Here is a 16641-nt window from a genome sequence, read left to right as displayed (position 1 = left end):
GTCATTGTCGGTGAGGATATGCGCAAGGGACCGTTCTGGGGCTTTCTGGTGGTGTTCGTTCTGATGCTGGTTGGCAGCCTCGCGATTAATTTTCTCACCGACCATACCCTCTATCTGGCACCGGTGATCGGTCTGGCGGGCAGCGTCTGGGCCCTGTTGCGTCTGCGCGGTATCACTCATCTGGCGGGGCTGCGCATCGGCCGTAATGAAGGTCTCGAGCGTCACCGGGACTGATTGTTTTTCGTTAAGTCTCGCTTAAGTCCCCGGTTCCACCCTGCTTTGGTGATTTGGCTGAAGAGAGGACCGGGACATGACGATTACGCATGTCGCTCCGGGCTGGTGCGCCGATCCTGGCGCCCGGGATTTGCTCACGTTCGATGACTGGTGGCGGCTGCCCGCTGATTGGGTGGAACCACCCAACTTCCGGCGTGGTGGCTGGAGCGCGGTGAGCCGCTTGACGCTGCCGGGGCCCACCGGTGAAGCGGAAACCCTTTATGTAAAGCGCCAGGTGGCTCAGTTCCGGCGCACGCCGGCCACCGGAGGCCGTCTCCGGCCGACCTATTTCCACGAATTCCAGGCACTGTCCTGGTCGCCGACGCTGCCGGTGGTGGACTGGGTCTGCTACGCGGAGCGAGGCGACCAGGCGATCCTGGTGACCCGGGCGCCACGGGGGTTCGTGCCGCTGTCCGTGCTGGCCGGGCGAATGCCCGGAGCGCATCTGGCCTGCGCGCTGGTATCGGTGGGCGCCGCCCTGGCGGTGCTGCACCGGCGCCGTCTTCAGCATGGCGCCTGCTACCCGGACCATATTCTGGTGGACCCGATCACTCTGCGGGTAAGGCTTTTGGATCTGGAACGTTGGCGTCGCCGGCTGACCGTGGCCGCCGCCGCCCGCTCCGATCTGGATCAACTGTTGCGCCGGGCGCCCTTTCTGGACCAGGCCGGTCGCGACAGCCTGCTGCGTACCGCCTGCCTTTACGCTCCCGGCTTGAAGCTGCCCGCGCCTCGCGCGCCCGATGGAATCCCTGATTATGTCTGAACAAACCCTGCCGGACCGGCGCCGCGTAAAAGCGGAGCCGAGCGCGGTACAGCATTACACGCGGCGTAAGCCCGCCAAGCACCACGCGGAAATGGCGCTGGTGGCGCGGGCGTTTCCGGCCTTGCCGCCCGGGTCGCGGGTGCTTGACGCGCCATGCGGCGCCGGCCGCCTGAGCCTGTGGCTGGCGGAACGGGACCTGCGCGTGGCGGCCCTGGATCTTGGCTCCGCGGCGGTAGTTCACACCCGGACTTTGCTGGCCACCGATGGCGCGGACGCCGAGGTGCGCGAGGGCGATGTGTTCGCGCTGCCCTGGGAGGACCGGGCCTTCCAGGCGGTGGTGTGCTTCCGCCTGCTGCATCACTTCCAGGAGCGCGCCCGGCGCCTTGCTCTGGTGCGCGAGATGGCGCGGGTCTGTGACGGTTACCTGCTGGTGTCTTACTTGTCGCCGTGGTCATTCACCGGCCTCAAGCGGCGCCTGCGCGCCGCCCTGGGCGGTCGCCGCCACCGCCAGAACCATACGTCCCTGAGCGAGCTGGTGGCGGACCTGAAGGCGGAAGGTTTTCAACTGGATCGCGACCTGGCTCAGCGGCGTTTTCTCCATTCGCTGCACCTGGCCCGCTTCGTGCGCAAGAGCCGCTAATGGAATTCGCCCGCGCCACCCGACCGCTACGGTTCTTATGCTCCGGAGGCATGGCGACCCTGGTCCACTGGCTGTCGATGGCCGGATTGATCGCGGTGGGTCTGGCGCCGGCGGTCGCCACCGCCGGTGGTGCCCTGGCCGGGGCGACCACTAATTACCCCCTGCAGCAAAAGTGGACCTTCGCAGGCGGCCGTCCCGCCGGCGCGCTCCCCGGTTACGCGGTGACCTGTGTACTGGGCTGGGTATTGAACGGCGTGTTCTTTGTATTCCTTCACCAGACGCTGGCTCTGGCGGTGGCGCCGGCCCAGGTATTGACCACCGCTCTGGTGGCGTTGAGTAACTACACGCTCTACAAAAGGTGGGTCTTCCATGACGGCTCTCATCCCACGGGTTAGAACCATGGCGGAACCGGTGATCAGCCTGGTGGTGCCGTTCTACAACGAGCGCGAAGTGTTGCCGGAATGCGTGGCAAGACTGGCGCGGGTGATGGCGGGCACCGGTCTGCCGTTCGAGGCGGTTTTCGTTGACGACGGCGGTACCGATGGCGGCGCTGAATGGCTGATGGCGCGATGCACCGAGCGCCCCTGGATTCGCGTGGTGCGTTTGTCCCGGAACTTCGGCAAGGAGGCGGCGCTTACCGCCGGCCTGGATCATGCCCGCGGCGAGGCGGTGGTGGTGCTGGACGCGGACCTTCAGGACCCGCCCGAGCGCATACCAGCGATGATCCAGCGTTGGCGCGCCGGCGCCGACGTGGTGCTCATGCAGCGCCGCTCGCGGCCCGGCGAAACCCGCCTTAAACGGATCAGCGCTCATCTCTTTTATCGTTTGCTGCGTGGTTTGAGCCGCTCGGACATTCCCGCCGATACCGGGGACTTCCGGTTGATGAGCCGGCGCGCGGTGGAGGCGATGAGACGGCTGGACGAGCGCAACCGGTATATGAAGGGGCTGTTCGCCTGGGTCGGTCTGCCCACCGTGGTATTGCGCTATGACCGTGAGGCGCGGGTCGCCGGCGATAGCAAGTGGGGGTATTGGCGACTGGTGGGCCTGGCGCTGGAAGGCATTACCTCGTTTTCCGTGGCGCCGTTGCGTTGGGCGGCGGTGATTGGTGCCCTGGCCGCCATGCTGGGAGGGGGCTACGGATTGTGGATCATCGCCAAGGCGCTGATGTTCGGGGTGGCGGTGCGCGGTTATCCCTCCCTGACGGCGCTGATTACTTTTCTTGGCGGGCTGCAGTTGCTGACCATCGGCATCGTGGGCGAGTACGTCGGCAAGGTATATCTGGAAACCAAGCAAAGGCCGATCTATCTGGTGCGTGACGTGGTGGATCGCGCCAGCCTCCGCCGCGAGCCGGCGCCGCCCCGGCGCCGCTCCCTGGGAGTGCCCCATGCGGATGCCGGCTAGCCGCCGGATCGCGCCGTGGGTGTTGCTGGCGGTGGTCGTGTTAAGCCGGTTGCCGACCATGGCGCTGCTGCCTCTCACCGATACCACCGAGGCGCGCTACGGCGCCATTGCCCGGCTGATGGCGGTGACCGGCGACTGGATCACGCCCTGGTTTGCCCCCGGCGTACCGTTCTGGGGCAAGCCGCCGCTGGCGTTCTGGGTACAGGCACTGTCTTTTCTGACCCTGGGCGGCAACGAGCTGGCGCTGCGCCTGCCGTCCTGGCTGGCCTGTCTGCTGATCCTGGCGTTGGTGGCCCGTTACGCGCGCAGCCTGAGCGGCCGCGATAGCGCCCCGGTGGCGGCACTGATCGCGGCGTCATCCGGCTTGCTGTTCGTGTGCGCCGGCGCGGTGCTTACCGATCCGTTCCTGGCTCTGGGAACCACTACCTCCCTGGTTGCCGCCGGGCTGGTACTGCGTGGTGAGGGGCGGCCCTGGGGCGCGTTGTTCTTTCTCGGTCTGGTGGTGGCGTTGCTGGCCAAGGGGCCACTGGCCCTGGTGTTGGTGGGCACGCCGTTGTTCGCGTGGGCGCTATGGAGCGGTGGCTGGTGGCAACTGTGGCATCGGCTACCCTGGTGGCGCGGCGGGCTGGTCACGCTGCTGCTGACGTTGCCCTGGTACCTGGCCGCCGAACACAAGACGCCGGGGTTCCTGCATTACTTCATCGTTGGCGAGCACTTTCAGCGTTTCCTCGACGCCGGCTGGTCCGGTGACCGTTATGGCACCGCCCACGACCAGCCTCGGGGCACCATCTGGTTACTGACGCTGTACGCCGCCTTCCCCTGGTCCCTGTGGGCGCTGGTGCTACTGCCGGCCCGGCTCCGTGATGCCGAGGGGCGCGCCCGGCTGCGCGCGGCGCTCCGCGATAACGACAACCGGTTGCTGATTCCGGCCGCCTTCGTGCCTACTCTGTTTTTCACCTTTTCCGGAAATATTCTGGCCACCTATGTGCTGCCCGGGTTGCCGTTCATGGCGTTGTTGTTGACCCGGGCCCTGGGCGGGCGCGGGCGGGCATCGCGCTGGGTGCCGGGGCTGGCGTTGACGGTGCCGGTGTTGTCCCTGGTGGCGGGCGCCTATGTGCTCGCGAACCCGGGCACCCTGCGTACCGAAAAGGCGTTGCTGGCCTGCTATCAACGGCAGCCCGCCGCCCTTTGGGCGCCCCTGGTGTATCTGGACGAAGTGCCGTTCTCGGCCCGTTATTACGGCCGCGAGGCGCCTCGCGTCTGGACACCGGAGCAGGCCCGGCAGGTGCTCCGGTCGGCGCCCGGGCGACCGCTTTATCTGGCGGTGCGGCCCCGGGAGCGGGCCGCTTTTGAGCGCGGCCTGTCGGTGCCGTTGTTCGCGCTGGCGAAGGATCGTCGCTACCTTCTGCTTACCAATGTGCCGGTGGGGGCGGAGGGGTGCCGCTGAGCGTTGGCCCGGAAAAATCGATGGCACCGCGTCAATGGTTCAATCCATCGCCGGTGTCGGGCGGCGTATCCTGAAGGTCCATATCGGGAGAACGTCATGTCCTACATCGCTTACCTCACCCACGGTGGTGGCCCGCTGCCGCTGCTGAACGACCCCGGCCACCGGGAGCTGGTGGCGTCCCTGCGGGAGTTGGCGGCGGTCGCGCCGACGCCGAAGGCGATCCTGTTGGTGAGCGCCCATTGGGAAGCGTCGCCGGTGTCGCTGACCGGCCATCCGTCGCCGTCGTTGATCCACGACTACTACGGCTTCCCGGAAGCGGCCTACTCGCTGCGCTATCCGGTGCCGGGGCAGCCGGCGCTGGCGGAAAGGGCCCGGGCGCTGTTGGAGGACGCCGGGGTGCCGGCATCGGTGGACCAGGAACGCGGTCTGGACCACGGCGTGTTCGTGCCTCTGTCGCTGATGTACCCGGCGGCGGACGTGCCGGTGGTGGAGATGTCGGTGCATTCCTCCCTGGAGCCGGCTCTGCACCGGCGGCTGGGCGCGGCGCTGGCGCCGTTGCTGAATGATGGCGTGGCGCTGATCGGCTCCGGCTCCTCATTCCACAACATGGCGGTGCTGATGGGCCGGGACCGTTCGCTGGCGGCCCTGGAAGCAAACCGGGCGTTCGAGGACTGGCTGCGCGACACCCTGGCCGAGCCTGGGCTGTCGACGCTCGAACGGGGGCGGCGGCTGGATCAATGGCGGGCCGCGCCGGGCGGCGCGTTCGCCCATCCCCGCGAGGAACACCTGATGCCGGCGCTGGTGTGCGCCGGCGCCGCCGGTGACCGGCCCGGGCGGGTGTTCGCCGGCCGCATGGGCGCGGCGAACGTCAGCTCGGTGCTGTGGGTTTAGGGCGCTAGCCGGCGTCGGCGTGGGGGGCTAGCCGGCGGCCTGGAGCAGTGAGCCCAGGGCCAGCACGCCGAGGAAACCCACCGTGTAGGCCACCAGCAGGTAGCCGGAGTACTTCAGGTAGCTGCCGAAGGTGAGACCGTCCACCTTGCTCATCGCCACCACGCCGGCGGCGGAGCCGATCACCAGCAGGGAGCCGCCCACGCCCACCGCGTAGGTCAGGGTCAGCCACTGATCCAGGGTCATGCTGATGCCGGAGTTGAGCAGGGCGGCGGTCAGCGGCACGTTATCGAACAGCGACGACACCAGGCCCATCACATAGTTGGCGGCCAGCGGTGGCAGGAAGTCGTAGAGTTTCGGGAAGTAGGCCAGCACCCCCTGTTCCTTGAGCATGCCCACCAGCAGCAGTACGCCCAGGAAGAACAGCAGGGTGTCGAACTCGATCTTGCGGATGTAATCCAGGGTCGGCTCGTCGCGGTTCAGGAACTGCACCACCATGAACATCAGCGACAGCCCGAACAGGAACGTCAGCACCGGCGGAATGCCGAAAAACACATTGCCGAAAATGGTGCTCAGGATGGTGCAGAAAAACAGCACCGCCACCGCCTTGTCGCCGTTGGCGACCTCGGTGTGGCGCTTCTCCATCACCAACTCCCCGGTCAGGCCTCGGGACAGCAACAGCGACAGCACCGCCACCGCCATGAAGGCCGGCAGGCTGAGCAGAATCAGATCCGGGATTTCCACCTTGTCGGCCAGGAAAATCATCAATGTAGTAACATCGCCGGTGATCAGCGCTGTGCCGCCGGCGTTCACCGAGAACACCACCAGCACCACGTAACGCAGCATTTTCTTCCGGGGCAGACGCAGGTTCATCAGCACCGCGATGCACACCAGGGTGGCGGTGATGTTGTCGGCCATGGATGAGAAGCAGAACGCGAACAAGCCGGTGAGCAGCATCAGCTTGCGTTCGCTCATGCGCTCCGGCAGCAGGGCGTTGACGATGCCGTCGATCACCCCTTTGTGCGACAGATACGCCACCAGGGTCATGGCGGCCATCAGGAACAGCCACAGGGAGGCGATGTCGAGCAGGTTGTCATCCAGGGACGCCATCAACCCTTCAAGGGTTTCGCCGGCCGGGGGAAAGATGAAATGCAGCACCCAGACCAGGGACCCGAAGAACAGGGTGGTCTTGGCTTTATCGATGTGGACCAGGTCCTCCGCCACGATGGACACGAACCCGAGAGCCACGAGAACAAGCAGCACAACGGACATTGGGGTACTTCCAGGCAGGACTGCGGGAATGAGGCGGGGGCGATTCTAACCCCGGAGGGTCAAGAAAGCGACCTAACCGAAAGGAGGAATCGGCTTCAACCATGGTCGTGGCGGCACAGCCGGTGGTCTCCAAGCACCTCGATGACTCCGCAGTGGGCCACGTCGCCGCCGGCGCAGCGCCGGATCATGCGGTCCAGCTCGTCGCGCAGGGCGGTGAGCGCGCGGATACGATCGGCCACCGCGTCCCGGTGGCGCCGGGCCATGGCGTCCACGGCGGCACAGTCCCGATGTTTCCGGTCGCACAGATCAAGCAGCTCGCGGATGGCGCTGATGCTGAAGCCCAGTTCACGGCCATGACGGATGAAGTGCAGCCGCTCCCGGTGGCGGTCGGCATAGCGGCGCTGGTTGCCGTCGCTGCGCGCCGGTTCCGGCATCAGGCCGATCTTCTCGTAGTAGCGGATGGTTTCCACCTTGCAGTCGGTGGCGCGGGACAGGGCACCGATGGCGTACATGTTTTTCCTTCTCGTTGTCCGTCATTGGAACCTGTAATGATTACAGGTATCGCGCCGGGGGTTCAGTGAAGCGGACGTGGTTTGGTAAATGCGCGCTGGATATGGTCATCATTCGGTGACATATTTGATGCTTCCCGGGCGTTTTCCATTCCCGTGCCGAACCGCCGGGGTCAGGAGGTTAGCATGCGTACCACCATCAACATCGACGATGAACTGCTGGCCGAAGCCCAGCGGCTGTCCGGCGTCAAGGAGCGCACCCAGCTTATCCGCCAGGCGCTGGTGGCGCTGATCGAGCGCGAGAGCGCGCGCCGGCTGGCGCGGCTGGGTGGCTCCGAGCCGGACCTGGAGGTGGCGGCCCGTCGGCGCCCCGATTACCGGTGAGTGCCGCCGCCTCCATGGTGCTGGTGGATACCTCGGTGTGGGTCGACCATCTGCGCGCGGGCGACGCGGGTCTGGTGCGCCTGCTCGAGGCGGATCGGGTGCGCATGCATCCGTTCGTGGTGGGGGAGCTGGCCTGTGGCAACCTGGCCCGCCGTGATGAAGTCCTGGAGCTGCTGCGCGGCCTGCCCGGCGTGCCGGTGGCGGACCAGGACGAGGTGCTGTTTCTGATCGAGCGGCACGGTTTGATGGGGCGGGGCATCGGGTTCGTCGACGCCCATCTGTTGGCCGCCACGCGGCTGAGTCAGGCCACCAGCCTGTGGACCCGCGACCGTCGGCTGGCCGAGGCGGCCCGGCGGCTTGGCGTGGATGGCACGCCCGGGCCGATGATTCACGACCGGGCTTGAACCTGTAGCCACTACAGGTGTTTTACTGGCGCCATCGCACCCAAGGAGGCTTATTTCATGCCCCATGACCACGGCCGCCATCATGGCCACCCTCACGGCCACGCCCATGGCGCGGCGCCGAATCTGAACGGCGCCTTCGCGCTGGCCATCGCCCTGAACCTGGGCTTCACCGTCGTGGAATTCGTCTACGGTTTCCTGGCGCACTCCTCGGCGCTGATGGCCGATGCCGGCCACAACCTGTCCGATGTGCTCGGCCTGGTGCTGGCCTGGGTGGGTGCATTGCTCGCCCGCCGCGTGCCGGACAACCGCTTCACCTACGGCCTGCGCGGCAGCTCCATCCTCGCCGCCCTGGGTAACGGCATGTTCCTGATGATCGCCTGCGGCGCCATTGGTTGGGATGCCATCCGCCGCCTCATGGACCCGCCGGAGGTGGCCTCGGTAACGGTGATGGTGGTGGCCGCCATCGGCGTGCTGATCAACACGGTTTCCGCCTGGCTGTTCGTGAAGGGAAGCAAGGAAGACCTGAACATTCGCGGCGCCTTCCTGCACCTGGCCGCCGACGCGGCGGTGTCGGTGGGCGTGGTGCTGGCCGGCCTGGCGATCCTCTACACCGGCTGGAACTGGCTGGACCCGGTGGTCAGCCTGGTGATCACCGTGGTGATCGTGGCCGGCACCTGGGGCCTGCTGAGGGATTCCCTCAAGCTGGCCCTGAACGGCGTGCCCGACAACGTCGACCTGCCCGAGGTGGACGCCTGGCTGCGTGATCGCGAGGGCGTGCTCGACATCCACGACCTGCACATCTGGGGCATGAGCACCACGGAAACCGCTCTCACCGTGCACCTGGTGATGCCCGACGGCCACCCCGGCGACGCCTGGCTGGATCGTCTCGCCGCGGACTTGCGAAGCGGGTTCAGCATCGACCACAGCACCCTGCAGGTGGAGCGCGGCGACAACGAACACGTCTGCATGCTGCACGGCCACGGCCACTGAAACCCGCGTCAGGGGCGCTCGGCGTTGGCAGGCGCCGCCGGGCGCGTTAGGCTGCCGTCGTTTTCCGCTCGAATCCGGCATGCCATGAGTTTCAAGAACGAAGATCTGATCGCCGTCTGCCAGCGCACCATGCCCTTCGGCAAGTACCAGGGGCGGCCGCTGGTGGACCTGCCCGAGGCTTACCTCCTGTGGTTTGCCGATCGTGGTTTTCCGCGTGGCGAGCTGGGCCGTCTGATGGCCTTGGCGATGATTCTGAGCGTGGAGAATCTTACCCATCTGGTGGCGCCGTTTCGGGAAGGTGGTGACGGCTGAGCGTGCACGCTGGTTGCGTGTGGTGCTCATATTGTTTGCATCTTTTCGCGCTAGGGTGGGCCTATTCTTAATGCAGGCGATTTCGTGATGGGTTGGATCAAGCGTCATCCTTGGGTGTCTCTCTCCTTGCTGGTTCTGGTGGTCGCGCTGGGCGCCTGGTTGTGGCCCGCCGGCGACGGCGGCGCCGGCCAGTGGCGCACCGCCGAGGTGGAGCGCACCGACATCGAGGATCTGGTCACCGCCCTGGGCACCCTGGAGCCGCTGGATTACGTGGACGTGGGCGCCCAGGTGTCCGGGCAGTTGGAGAAGCTCCACGTGGACGTGGGCGACACCGTCAAGGAAGGCCAGTTGCTGGCGGAGATCGATGCCTCCGTGCAACAGGCCCGGGTGGAAGAGGGCAAGGCGGAACTGGACGCCCTGCGCGCGCAACTGGAGCAGCAGCACGCCGAGCTGGAACTGGCGCGCCTGCAGTTCGAACGCCAGGAGCGGCTGCGCGAAGCGGACGCCACCAGCGATGATGCCTGGCAAAGCGCCCGCGCCACCCTGGCCACCACCCGCGCCCAGATCAAGGTGCTGCAGGCACAAATCAAGCAAACCCAGTCTTCCCTGGAAGGCGATCAGGCGACCCTGGGGTACGCCACCATCTACGCGCCCCGGGACGGCACCGTGGTGACCCTGGAGGCGCGCCAGGGCCAGACCCTGAACGCCAATCAGACCACGCCCACCCTGATGCGCATCGCCGACCTTTCCACCATGACGGTATCCACCCAGGTGTCCGAGGCGGACGTGGACCGGCTCTCGCCGGGCATGCCGGTGTATTTCAATACCCTGGGCAATGGCGAGGCGCGTTACGACAGCACCCTGCGGCAGGTGCTGCCGACCCCGGAGGAAGTGAACAACGTGGTGCTTTATACCGCCGAGTTCGATATCGACAACCCGGAGGGGCGCCTGATGTCCGGCATGACCGCCCAGGTGTTCTTCGTGGTCAACGCCGCCGACAACGCCCTCAGTGTGCCCGCCGGCGCGGTCAAACGGGACGCCGAAGGCACCTATGTGCGGGTGCTGTCGGCCAAGGGCGCGCCGCGCCGCCAGGCGGTGAAAACCGGGGTCACCGATCGGGTGCGCACGGAAATCACCGAGGGATTGGAAGAAGGACAAACCGTGGTGGTGGGGCAGGTTCAGGCCAAGCAAAGTGATGAACCCCGGCGCCGGGGTCTGTTCTGATGACCCCGCTGATCGAGCTGACCGGGATTCGCAAGCGTTATCCCGGCGGCGAACAGGACGTGGAGGTGCTGCACGGCATTGATCTGCGCATCGACGCGGGCGAGTTCGTGGCGATCATGGGCAGCTCCGGGTCCGGCAAGTCCACCCTGATGCACATCCTCGGTTGCCTGGACCGGCCCAGCGATGGGCAGTACCGGTTCGCCGGCCGTGACGTCAGCGAGCTGGATCACCAGGAACTGGCCTGGCTGCGCCGCGAGATGTTCGGGTTCGTGTTCCAGAGCTACCATCTGATCGGTACCGCCAGCGCTTGGGAAAACGTGGCGCTGCCCGCCATCTACGCCGGCCTGTCCCGGGACGAGCGCCGCGAGCGGGCCTGTCATCTGCTCGCCGGGCTGGGCCTGGGCGAGCGCCTGGATCACCGGCCCAATCAGTTGTCCGGCGGCCAGCAGCAGCGCGTTTCCATCGCCCGGGCATTGATGAACGGTGGCCGGGTGATCCTCGCCGACGAGCCCACCGGTGCCCTGGACAGCGCCAGCGGCGACGCCGTCATGGCGCAACTGCAGAGCCTGGCGGACCAGGGCCACACGGTGATCGTGATCACCCATGACCCGGAGGTGGCCGCCCACGCCGACCGGGTGGTGGAGCTGCACGACGGCGACATTCTGTCCGATACCCGCCGGCGGCCGTCCCGGGCCGCGCCGGAAACGGCGCCGGATACCCTGAGCCCGCCCCGTGAATCCGCGTTGCCGGAGTTCGGCGAGGTGGCCGAGGCGGTGATCATGGCGTTGCGCTCACTGCGCGCCAACTGGCTGCGCACCCTGCTTACCCTGCTGGGGATCGTGATCGGCGTGGGCGCCGTGGTGGTGATGCTGGCCATTGGCCAGGGCGCCAAGCAGGACGTGGTGGCGCGCATCGGCGACATGGGCACCGACCTGCTGGTAATCCGCCCGGACCGCGGCCAGCGGCGGGTTTCCGACGGCGTTATCGCCACCCTGGTGCCGGCGGACGCGGAAGCGCTGCGGGAGGTGCCCAATGTGCGCATGGCGGTGCCGGAAATTTCCGGCAGCGTCACGGCCCGGGCCCAGGGCCGCGACATCACCACCAGCGTCAAGGCGGTCTCCAGCGACTATCCTTCCCTGCGCGACTGGCAGCCGGTGAACGGTATCTTTTTCTCGCAACGGGACCAGGATCGTTACGCGCCGGTGGCGGTGATCGGCCAGACCGTCCGTGAGAACCTGTTCGGCGACGCCGATCCTCTGGGCCAGTTCGTGTTGCTCGACAGCATCCCCTTCCAGGTGATCGGCGTGATGGGCGAGCAGGGCGCCACCAATTGGGGCGACGACCAGGACGATGTGGTGTTCGTGCCGCTGTCCACCGGCACCCTGCGTCTGTTCGGCCAGAACTACCTGCGTTCCATCACCCTGGCGGTGGACGACGTGGACCAGATTGACGTCACCGAGCAGGCGGCGGTGGAATTGCTCACTCAGCGCCACGGCACCGAGGACGTGCGCGTGTTCAACATGGCTTCGCTGCTGGACATGGTCTCCGACACCCAGAACACCCTGACCATGCTGCTCGGTTCCATCGCCGCCATTTCCCTGCTGGTGGGTGGCATCGGGGTGATGAACATCATGCTGGTGAGCGTCACAGAGCGCATTCATGAGATCGGTATCCGCATGGCCACCGGTGCTCGCCAGCGCAATATCCTGCAGCAGTTTCTCACCGAGGCGGTGGTGGTGTCGGCGCTGGGCGGTTTGATCGGCGTGGCGCTGGGCGTGGCGGTGGGGCTGCTGCTGCGGCTGTTCGGCCTGCCAATCCTGTTTTCCGCGCCGGTGGCGGTGGCCGCTTTCCTGTGCGCGGCGGTGATTGGCTTGGTGTTCGGGTTCGCGCCGGCGCTCAAGGCGGCGCGTCTGAATCCGGTGGAGGCCCTATCCAATGAATAAAGGCCCAATGAACAAAGGTTTCAAAGTACAGGCCGCGCGCCACAAGCGGGTGCTGGCCATGCTGGCGCTGTCCCTGGTGGTATCCGGCTGCGCGGTGCGCTCCGGGCTGGAAACGCCGGAGCCGGAAGCGCCAGCGCAGTGGGAGAACCAGCTCGCCGACAGCCGCGCGGCGGTAACGAACCCGGCCTGGTGGCAGGGCTTCGGCAGTGATGAACTGAACCAGCTGGTGGCCCGCGCGCTGACCGACAACACCGACCTGCAGGCCGCCGCCGCCCGGGTGCTGCAGGCGGAAGGGCGTTTGCAGCAGGCCGGCTCGTCCCTGTTTCCGAGTTTGTCACTGGGAGGCGGTGCCTCTACCTCCGGCACCTTCGGAGGCGGCGATGGCGGCGACCAGTTCCAGGTCAACGCCAATGCCAGCTACGAGCTGGATCTGTGGGGGCGGTTGCGCAACAACAAGGCAATCGCCGAGGCCAACCTGGACGGCAGCCGTTTCGACCGTGACGCGGTGCGGCTCACGGTGCTTTCCAGCGTCGCCAGCACCTACCTGCAATGGCGCTACCTCCAGGATCGCCTGACCCTGGCGGAAGATAGCCTGGCCCTGGCCGAGCGCGTGCTCGAGGTGGTCGAGGCCAAGGTACGTTACGGCGCTGTCTCGCCCCAGGATCTGGCCCAGCAGCGCACCCTGGTGGCCAATCAGCGGGCCGCCCTGCCGGACCTGCGCCAGCAAACCCGGGAAACCCGCTATGCGCTGGCGGTGCTGGTGGGCGAAACGCCCCAGGGGTTCGTGCCTCGCGGAGGCGGCCTGGCGGCGCTGGAAGTACCGGACATTCAACCCGGGCTGCCCGCCGACGTGCTCGCCCAGCGGCCGGACGTGGGCAGCGCCCTGGCCGGCCTGATGGCCGCCGATTACGGCGTGGCCGTGGCCCGTACCGCCTACTGGCCGTCGCTGACCCTGACCGGCAGTGCCGGTTACGCCAGCAGCTCCCTGGGTGACCTGTTCGACGGCGACGCGGTCTACAACCTGGCCGCCTCCCTGAGCCAGTTGATCTTCGACGGCGGCCAGACCCGTGGCGAGAACACCGTGGCCCGGGCCGCCTGGCTGGAGCAGGTAGCCACGTACCGGGGCGTGCTGCTCTCCGCGCTGTCCGAGGTGGATCAGAGCCTGGGCGCGGTCAACGCCCTGGACGAGCAGGGTGCTCATCGTCGCGAGGCCCTGGCCCAGGCCCGGCGTGGTTTCGAGATCGCCGAGGCGCGCTACCGGGAGGGCGAAATCGAGCTGACTTCGGTGCTCGATGCCCAGACCAGCCTGATCAGCGCGCGCCAGAACCTGCTGGAACTGCGCTACAACGAGCTGGTGGCCCGCGTCACCCTGTACCGGGTGCTGGGGCAGGGGCTGGCGAGCCCGTTATAATCGCGGCATGTCGATTCCCCTGGTTTATCACCCGAGCTACAGCTTCCCGTTCCCGGCACGCCACCGCTTTCCCATGGAGAAGTTCCGGCTCCTCCATGAGCGGCTGCGCGACGCCGGCATCGCCGGGGCGGGCAACCTGCACCGCCCGGGCCGGGCGCGCGCGCCCCTGCTGTCGCTGGCCCACTGCCCGGACTATCTGGATCGTTTCCTGAACAACCGCCTCGACGACAAGGAAGCCAAACGCATGGGGCTGCCCTGGAGCGAGGAGCTGGCGCGGCGTACCTGCATCGCGCCCATGGGTACCCTGGTTACCGCCCAACTCGCCCTCAAGCATGGCATTGCCTGTCATCTGGCGGGCGGCACTCACCATGCGCATTACGACTTTGGCTCCGGCTTTTGCATTCTCAATGATCTGGCGATCACCGCCCGGGCGTTGCTGGCCGAGCAACGGGTGCGGCGGGTGCTGATCTTCGATTGCGATGTTCACCAGGGTGACGGTACCGCCGCCATCCTCGCCAGCGAGCCCCGCGCCTTTACCTGCTCGGTGCATTGCGAAAAAAACTTTCCCACCCGCAAGATGCACAGTGACCTGGACGTGGGCCTGCCGGTGGGGCTGGGCGATGACGACTACCTGACCATTGTCACCGACACCCTGGATGGCCTGTTGGGCGCGCTGCGTCCGGATCTGGTGTTGTACGATGCCGGGGTGGATGTCTATCAAGGCGATCCGCTCGGGCGCCTGTCCCTGAGCCTGGCCGGCCTGGCGGAGCGCGAACGTCGGGTGCTGGCGCTTTGCCGCGATCATGACGTGCCGGTGGCCACGGTGATCGGTGGCGGCTACGACGATGACCGCGCCGCCCTGGCCCGCCGCCATGCCCTGGTGGTCGAGGCGGCCCATTCATTGTGGAGGTAGTGGTGAGAAAAGCCCTGTTGATCATGGCCCACGGCAGCCGCGCGGAGGCCGCCAACGAGGAGTTCAAGGCGTTGGTGGACGCGGTGGCGGAGACCACCCGGGAAGATTACGCCGCCGTGTTGCCGTGCTTTCTGGAACTGGCCCGGCCGTCGCTGCAGGAAGCCTTGCAGCAACTGGAGCACCAGCCGGTGGATACCGTCTATGTTTATCCGCTGTTCTTCAACAACGGCAAGCACGTGGCCACCGACATCCCCGCCCAGGTGGAAGAGGCCCGCGAGCGCCACCCGCACCTGACCATCGAATTGCTGGAGTACTTCGGCACCGCTCCGGGGCTGGCGTCACTGGTGCGCGAGCACATCGCCGGGCAATAGCCTGGTGTGAACAGGCCCTAGAACGTTTTTGCCACGATCAACCCGCCCCACAGCACATTGCGGTCGGCGGTGCCTTCGCGCACTTCCGAGGTGTGGCCGCGCAGTACATAACTGAGCCGCCAGCCGTTGGTGAACGAGCGGGTGTAGCCCAGCCAGGCTTCCAGAATCAGGTGGTTCAACTCGTCGCTGTCGTAGGTCACCTCGCTGTCGCGGAACTGACCCTGAAGAAAGGCGTTGTAGCCCCGCGCCACCACGGCGGCGCCGCCCCACACGTAGCTCTCGGTGGGTGCCGGGCTGCCCACGCCCCGGGAGGAACCGTCCGCGTAGCTGGCCAGCTCCGGGTTGAATTTCCACCACCGGTCGGCGATGCGTCCGCCCCGGAAACTCAGGCTCCAGCGCGCCTCGGTGAGGTAGCCGGCGGAAGCCTGCAGGGTGCTTTTCACTTCCAGGTTATCCGACGACGGATTCAGATATTTCTGCCTTGCCAGGGTGTAGCGGGCGGTGGGTTCGCCGCCTTCGCTGATCTGATGCTCCCAGCCTTCCGCGTGTTCGCTGCCGATCACCTTGTGCACCGCGTTCTGGCCGTTGCCGACGATCGCCAGGCCCAGAGCGCCAAGGGTCAGGCTGCTGTGCCAGGCCACGTTCTCGTCCCGGTCGATCCGTACCCGGGACTGCGACATGTAGAGCAGGCTGGCGTAGGGTCGGTCGTCGTACAACGGCGCCGAGGCTTCCTTGTCTTCCGGGGTGAAGCCGAACAGGCCGAACTCAACGCTATGACCGTCGATGCGTTCGCGGGCGTGGTCGCCCACGGCGAACAACCGGTCCAGGCCGGTCAGCACCGGGTTCAGGGAATACCAGACGTCGCGGGCGCTCCGGCCAGTGTGGGAAAAACTCAGGCCGTAGGTGTAATCCTGGTCGCGACCGGTGGGCACCAGGGCGTCGTTGTCGAACGCGAACGACCAGCTTTCCCGCTCCGGTTCCCGGGTCGGGTCCGACCGTGGCCGGCGGGGCGTTCGCTCCTCGCCGTCGAGCATGGCCAGCCGCGGGTTGTCGCGGTCAATGAAGGCCGCTGTGGTGGCCGGCGCCGATTGCGCCAGGGACGCGGGCGCGGTGATAACACCGATCAGAAACGCGGCGCCCAGCAGGCCGCTTTTAAGGTGAACGCCTCGCGTTCGGGAGGCGTGTTCGAATGCATCGTCCATCGTTCTCCGTTCCACGGAAATAGGTTTGTCGGATCCCGCCGCCAGGAGAGTGCCGGTATCCGGGAGCGCTATCCTGCAAGGCGCGCCGCCGGAGGCGGTAGGTCAAAGCTGGGCTTTTCTTGCCTGTTTCTGCGTCGCGGTAGGGTCTGCGTGGCGATGTTGTTAGTAGCCGTCCTGGCCGTGGCCGGGATCCTTCCCATGACGGTGCCCGCGGGCGCCGCCGTCGATCGATAGCATTGGTGATCGCGGAACGATGCGCGAGAGGGGGGATGTAAAAGCTTGTGCAAGCCGGGT

Annotated in this window: 19 protein-coding genes; 16 read left to right on the top strand and 3 right to left on the bottom strand. The window is 66.8% G+C overall.

Annotation, left to right across the window (positions count from 1 at the left end; translation table 11 throughout):
• Positions 1 to 18 precede the first annotated feature (18 nt).
• From JF515_RS09835 to JF515_RS09805, 7 genes are all read left to right on the top strand, one after another.
• Positions 19 to 234, top strand: coding sequence for a hypothetical protein (locus JF515_RS09835; protein WP_203103691.1), 216 nt, complete (start codon positions 19 to 21; stop codon positions 232 to 234).
• Positions 235 to 310: 76 nt separating this feature from the next.
• On the top strand, positions 311 to 1036 hold the full coding sequence (locus JF515_RS09830) for a lipopolysaccharide kinase InaA family protein (RefSeq protein WP_203103690.1): 726 nt from the start codon (positions 311 to 313) through the stop codon (positions 1034 to 1036).
• Positions 1029 to 1676, top strand: a complete 648-nt coding sequence (locus JF515_RS09825) for a class I SAM-dependent methyltransferase (protein WP_203103688.1) — start codon at positions 1029 to 1031, stop codon at positions 1674 to 1676. The genes JF515_RS09830 and JF515_RS09825 overlap by 8 nt, the downstream gene beginning before the upstream one ends.
• Entirely contained in the window at positions 1676 to 2071 is a 396-nt protein-coding gene (locus JF515_RS09820) for a GtrA family protein (protein ID WP_274380675.1), read from the top strand. The genes JF515_RS09825 and JF515_RS09820 overlap by 1 nt, the downstream gene beginning before the upstream one ends.
• Positions 2046 to 3077, top strand: coding sequence for a glycosyltransferase family 2 protein (locus JF515_RS09815; protein ID WP_238400953.1), 1032 nt, complete (start codon positions 2046 to 2048; stop codon positions 3075 to 3077). The genes JF515_RS09820 and JF515_RS09815 overlap by 26 nt, the downstream gene beginning before the upstream one ends.
• Positions 3061 to 4524 carry an ArnT family glycosyltransferase gene (locus tag JF515_RS09810; protein ID WP_203103684.1) on the top strand — a complete coding sequence of 488 codons (1464 nt, stop codon included), beginning with the start codon at positions 3061 to 3063 and terminating at the stop codon, positions 4522 to 4524. The genes JF515_RS09815 and JF515_RS09810 overlap by 17 nt, the downstream gene beginning before the upstream one ends.
• 96 nt (positions 4525 to 4620) lie before the next feature.
• Positions 4621 to 5415, top strand: coding sequence for a DODA-type extradiol aromatic ring-opening family dioxygenase (locus JF515_RS09805; protein ID WP_203103682.1), 795 nt, complete (start codon positions 4621 to 4623; stop codon positions 5413 to 5415).
• A gap of 27 nt (positions 5416 to 5442) precedes the next feature.
• Here the strand turns inward: JF515_RS09805 and nhaD are convergent, their stop codons facing one another.
• Entirely contained in the window at positions 5443 to 6684 is a 1242-nt protein-coding gene (nhaD, locus tag JF515_RS09800) for a sodium:proton antiporter NhaD (RefSeq protein ID WP_203103680.1), read from the bottom strand.
• 95 nt (positions 6685 to 6779) lie between these two features.
• The gene (locus JF515_RS09795) at positions 6780 to 7196 is read right to left on the bottom strand and encodes a MerR family transcriptional regulator (protein WP_203103671.1); all 417 of its coding nucleotides are present in this window, start codon (positions 7194 to 7196) and stop codon (positions 6780 to 6782) included.
• 183 nt (positions 7197 to 7379) lie between these two features.
• Here JF515_RS09795 and JF515_RS09790 point away from each other — a divergent pair, with 183 nt between their 5' ends.
• The 9 genes from JF515_RS09790 to JF515_RS09750 all read left to right on the top strand — a co-directional run bounded on the left by JF515_RS09790 (position 7380) and on the right by JF515_RS09750 (position 15145).
• Entirely contained in the window at positions 7380 to 7577 is a 198-nt protein-coding gene (locus tag JF515_RS09790) for a type II toxin-antitoxin system VapB family antitoxin (RefSeq protein WP_203103669.1), read from the top strand.
• On the top strand, positions 7574 to 7981 hold the full coding sequence (locus tag JF515_RS09785) for a PIN domain-containing protein (RefSeq protein WP_203103667.1): 408 nt from the start codon (positions 7574 to 7576) through the stop codon (positions 7979 to 7981). Before JF515_RS09790 ends, JF515_RS09785 begins: the two co-directional genes overlap by 4 nt.
• A gap of 57 nt (positions 7982 to 8038) precedes the next feature.
• Positions 8039 to 8971 carry a cation diffusion facilitator family transporter gene (locus JF515_RS09780; RefSeq protein ID WP_203103665.1) on the top strand — a complete coding sequence of 311 codons (933 nt, stop codon included), beginning with the start codon at positions 8039 to 8041 and terminating at the stop codon, positions 8969 to 8971.
• An 84-nt stretch (positions 8972 to 9055) separates the two neighbouring features.
• Positions 9056 to 9283 (top strand): DUF3820 family protein, encoded by a 228-nt coding sequence (locus JF515_RS09775; RefSeq protein ID WP_203103663.1) that lies wholly within the window; start codon positions 9056 to 9058, stop codon positions 9281 to 9283.
• Positions 9284 to 9370: 87 nt separating this feature from the next.
• A complete protein-coding gene (locus JF515_RS09770) occupies positions 9371 to 10507 on the top strand; it encodes an efflux RND transporter periplasmic adaptor subunit (protein WP_203103661.1) in 1137 nt (378 codons plus the stop codon).
• Positions 10507 to 12450, top strand: a complete 1944-nt coding sequence (locus tag JF515_RS09765) for a MacB family efflux pump subunit (protein ID WP_203103659.1) — start codon at positions 10507 to 10509, stop codon at positions 12448 to 12450. Before JF515_RS09770 ends, JF515_RS09765 begins: the two co-directional genes overlap by 1 nt.
• Before the next feature lie 7 nt (positions 12451 to 12457).
• Positions 12458 to 13861: an efflux transporter outer membrane subunit gene (locus JF515_RS09760; RefSeq protein ID WP_203103657.1), complete on the top strand. Its 1404-nt coding sequence runs from the start codon at positions 12458 to 12460 to the stop codon at positions 13859 to 13861.
• Positions 13862 to 13868: 7 nt separating this feature from the next.
• Positions 13869 to 14774, top strand: coding sequence for a histone deacetylase family protein (locus JF515_RS09755; protein WP_203103655.1), 906 nt, complete (start codon positions 13869 to 13871; stop codon positions 14772 to 14774).
• A 2-nt stretch (positions 14775 to 14776) separates the two neighbouring features.
• The gene (locus JF515_RS09750) at positions 14777 to 15145 is read left to right on the top strand and encodes a CbiX/SirB N-terminal domain-containing protein (protein WP_203103653.1); all 369 of its coding nucleotides are present in this window, start codon (positions 14777 to 14779) and stop codon (positions 15143 to 15145) included.
• A gap of 17 nt (positions 15146 to 15162) precedes the next feature.
• Here JF515_RS09750 and JF515_RS09745 read toward each other — a convergent pair whose 3' ends face one another.
• On the bottom strand, positions 15163 to 16347 hold the full coding sequence (locus tag JF515_RS09745; RefSeq protein ID WP_238400952.1) for a lipid A deacylase LpxR family protein: 1185 nt from the start codon (positions 16345 to 16347) through the stop codon (positions 15163 to 15165).
• Positions 16348 to 16641: the final 294 nt, after the last annotated feature.

This window comes from Alloalcanivorax marinus, assembly GCF_016785095.1.
Lineage (GTDB): Bacteria > Pseudomonadota > Gammaproteobacteria > Pseudomonadales > Alcanivoracaceae > Alloalcanivorax > Alloalcanivorax marinus_A.
This window is presented reverse-complemented; position numbering and strand designations above follow the sequence as displayed.

What these genes read in the sequence shown, in the direction of transcription:
- JF515_RS09755 (WP_203103655.1), top strand. Translation starts at nt 13,869, where the DNA reads ATGTCGATTCCCCTGGTTTATCACCCGAGCTACAGCTTCCCGTTCCCG.
- JF515_RS09775 (WP_203103663.1), top strand. Translation starts at nt 9,056, where the DNA reads ATGAGTTTCAAGAACGAAGATCTGATCGCCGTCTGCCAGCGCACCATG.
- JF515_RS09815 (WP_238400953.1), top strand. Translation starts at nt 2,046, where the DNA reads ATGACGGCTCTCATCCCACGGGTTAGAACCATGGCGGAACCGGTGATC.
- JF515_RS09770 (WP_203103661.1), top strand. Translation starts at nt 9,371, where the DNA reads ATGGGTTGGATCAAGCGTCATCCTTGGGTGTCTCTCTCCTTGCTGGTT.
- JF515_RS09760 (WP_203103657.1), top strand. Translation starts at nt 12,458, where the DNA reads ATGAACAAAGGTTTCAAAGTACAGGCCGCGCGCCACAAGCGGGTGCTG.
- JF515_RS09790 (WP_203103669.1), top strand. Translation starts at nt 7,380, where the DNA reads ATGCGTACCACCATCAACATCGACGATGAACTGCTGGCCGAAGCCCAG.
- JF515_RS09745 (WP_238400952.1), bottom strand. Translation starts at nt 16,347, where the DNA reads ATGGACGATGCATTCGAACACGCCTCCCGAACGCGAGGCGTTCACCTT.
- JF515_RS09805 (WP_203103682.1), top strand. Translation starts at nt 4,621, where the DNA reads ATGTCCTACATCGCTTACCTCACCCACGGTGGTGGCCCGCTGCCGCTG.
- JF515_RS09765 (WP_203103659.1), top strand. Translation starts at nt 10,507, where the DNA reads ATGACCCCGCTGATCGAGCTGACCGGGATTCGCAAGCGTTATCCCGGC.
- JF515_RS09795 (WP_203103671.1), bottom strand. Translation starts at nt 7,196, where the DNA reads ATGTACGCCATCGGTGCCCTGTCCCGCGCCACCGACTGCAAGGTGGAA.
- JF515_RS09780 (WP_203103665.1), top strand. Translation starts at nt 8,039, where the DNA reads ATGCCCCATGACCACGGCCGCCATCATGGCCACCCTCACGGCCACGCC.
- JF515_RS09820 (WP_274380675.1), top strand. Translation starts at nt 1,676, where the DNA reads ATGGAATTCGCCCGCGCCACCCGACCGCTACGGTTCTTATGCTCCGGA.
- JF515_RS09830 (WP_203103690.1), top strand. Translation starts at nt 311, where the DNA reads ATGACGATTACGCATGTCGCTCCGGGCTGGTGCGCCGATCCTGGCGCC.
- JF515_RS09835 (WP_203103691.1), top strand. Translation starts at nt 19, where the DNA reads ATGCGCAAGGGACCGTTCTGGGGCTTTCTGGTGGTGTTCGTTCTGATG.
- nhaD (WP_203103680.1), bottom strand. Translation starts at nt 6,684, where the DNA reads ATGTCCGTTGTGCTGCTTGTTCTCGTGGCTCTCGGGTTCGTGTCCATC.
- JF515_RS09825 (WP_203103688.1), top strand. Translation starts at nt 1,029, where the DNA reads ATGTCTGAACAAACCCTGCCGGACCGGCGCCGCGTAAAAGCGGAGCCG.
- JF515_RS09810 (WP_203103684.1), top strand. Translation starts at nt 3,061, where the DNA reads ATGCGGATGCCGGCTAGCCGCCGGATCGCGCCGTGGGTGTTGCTGGCG.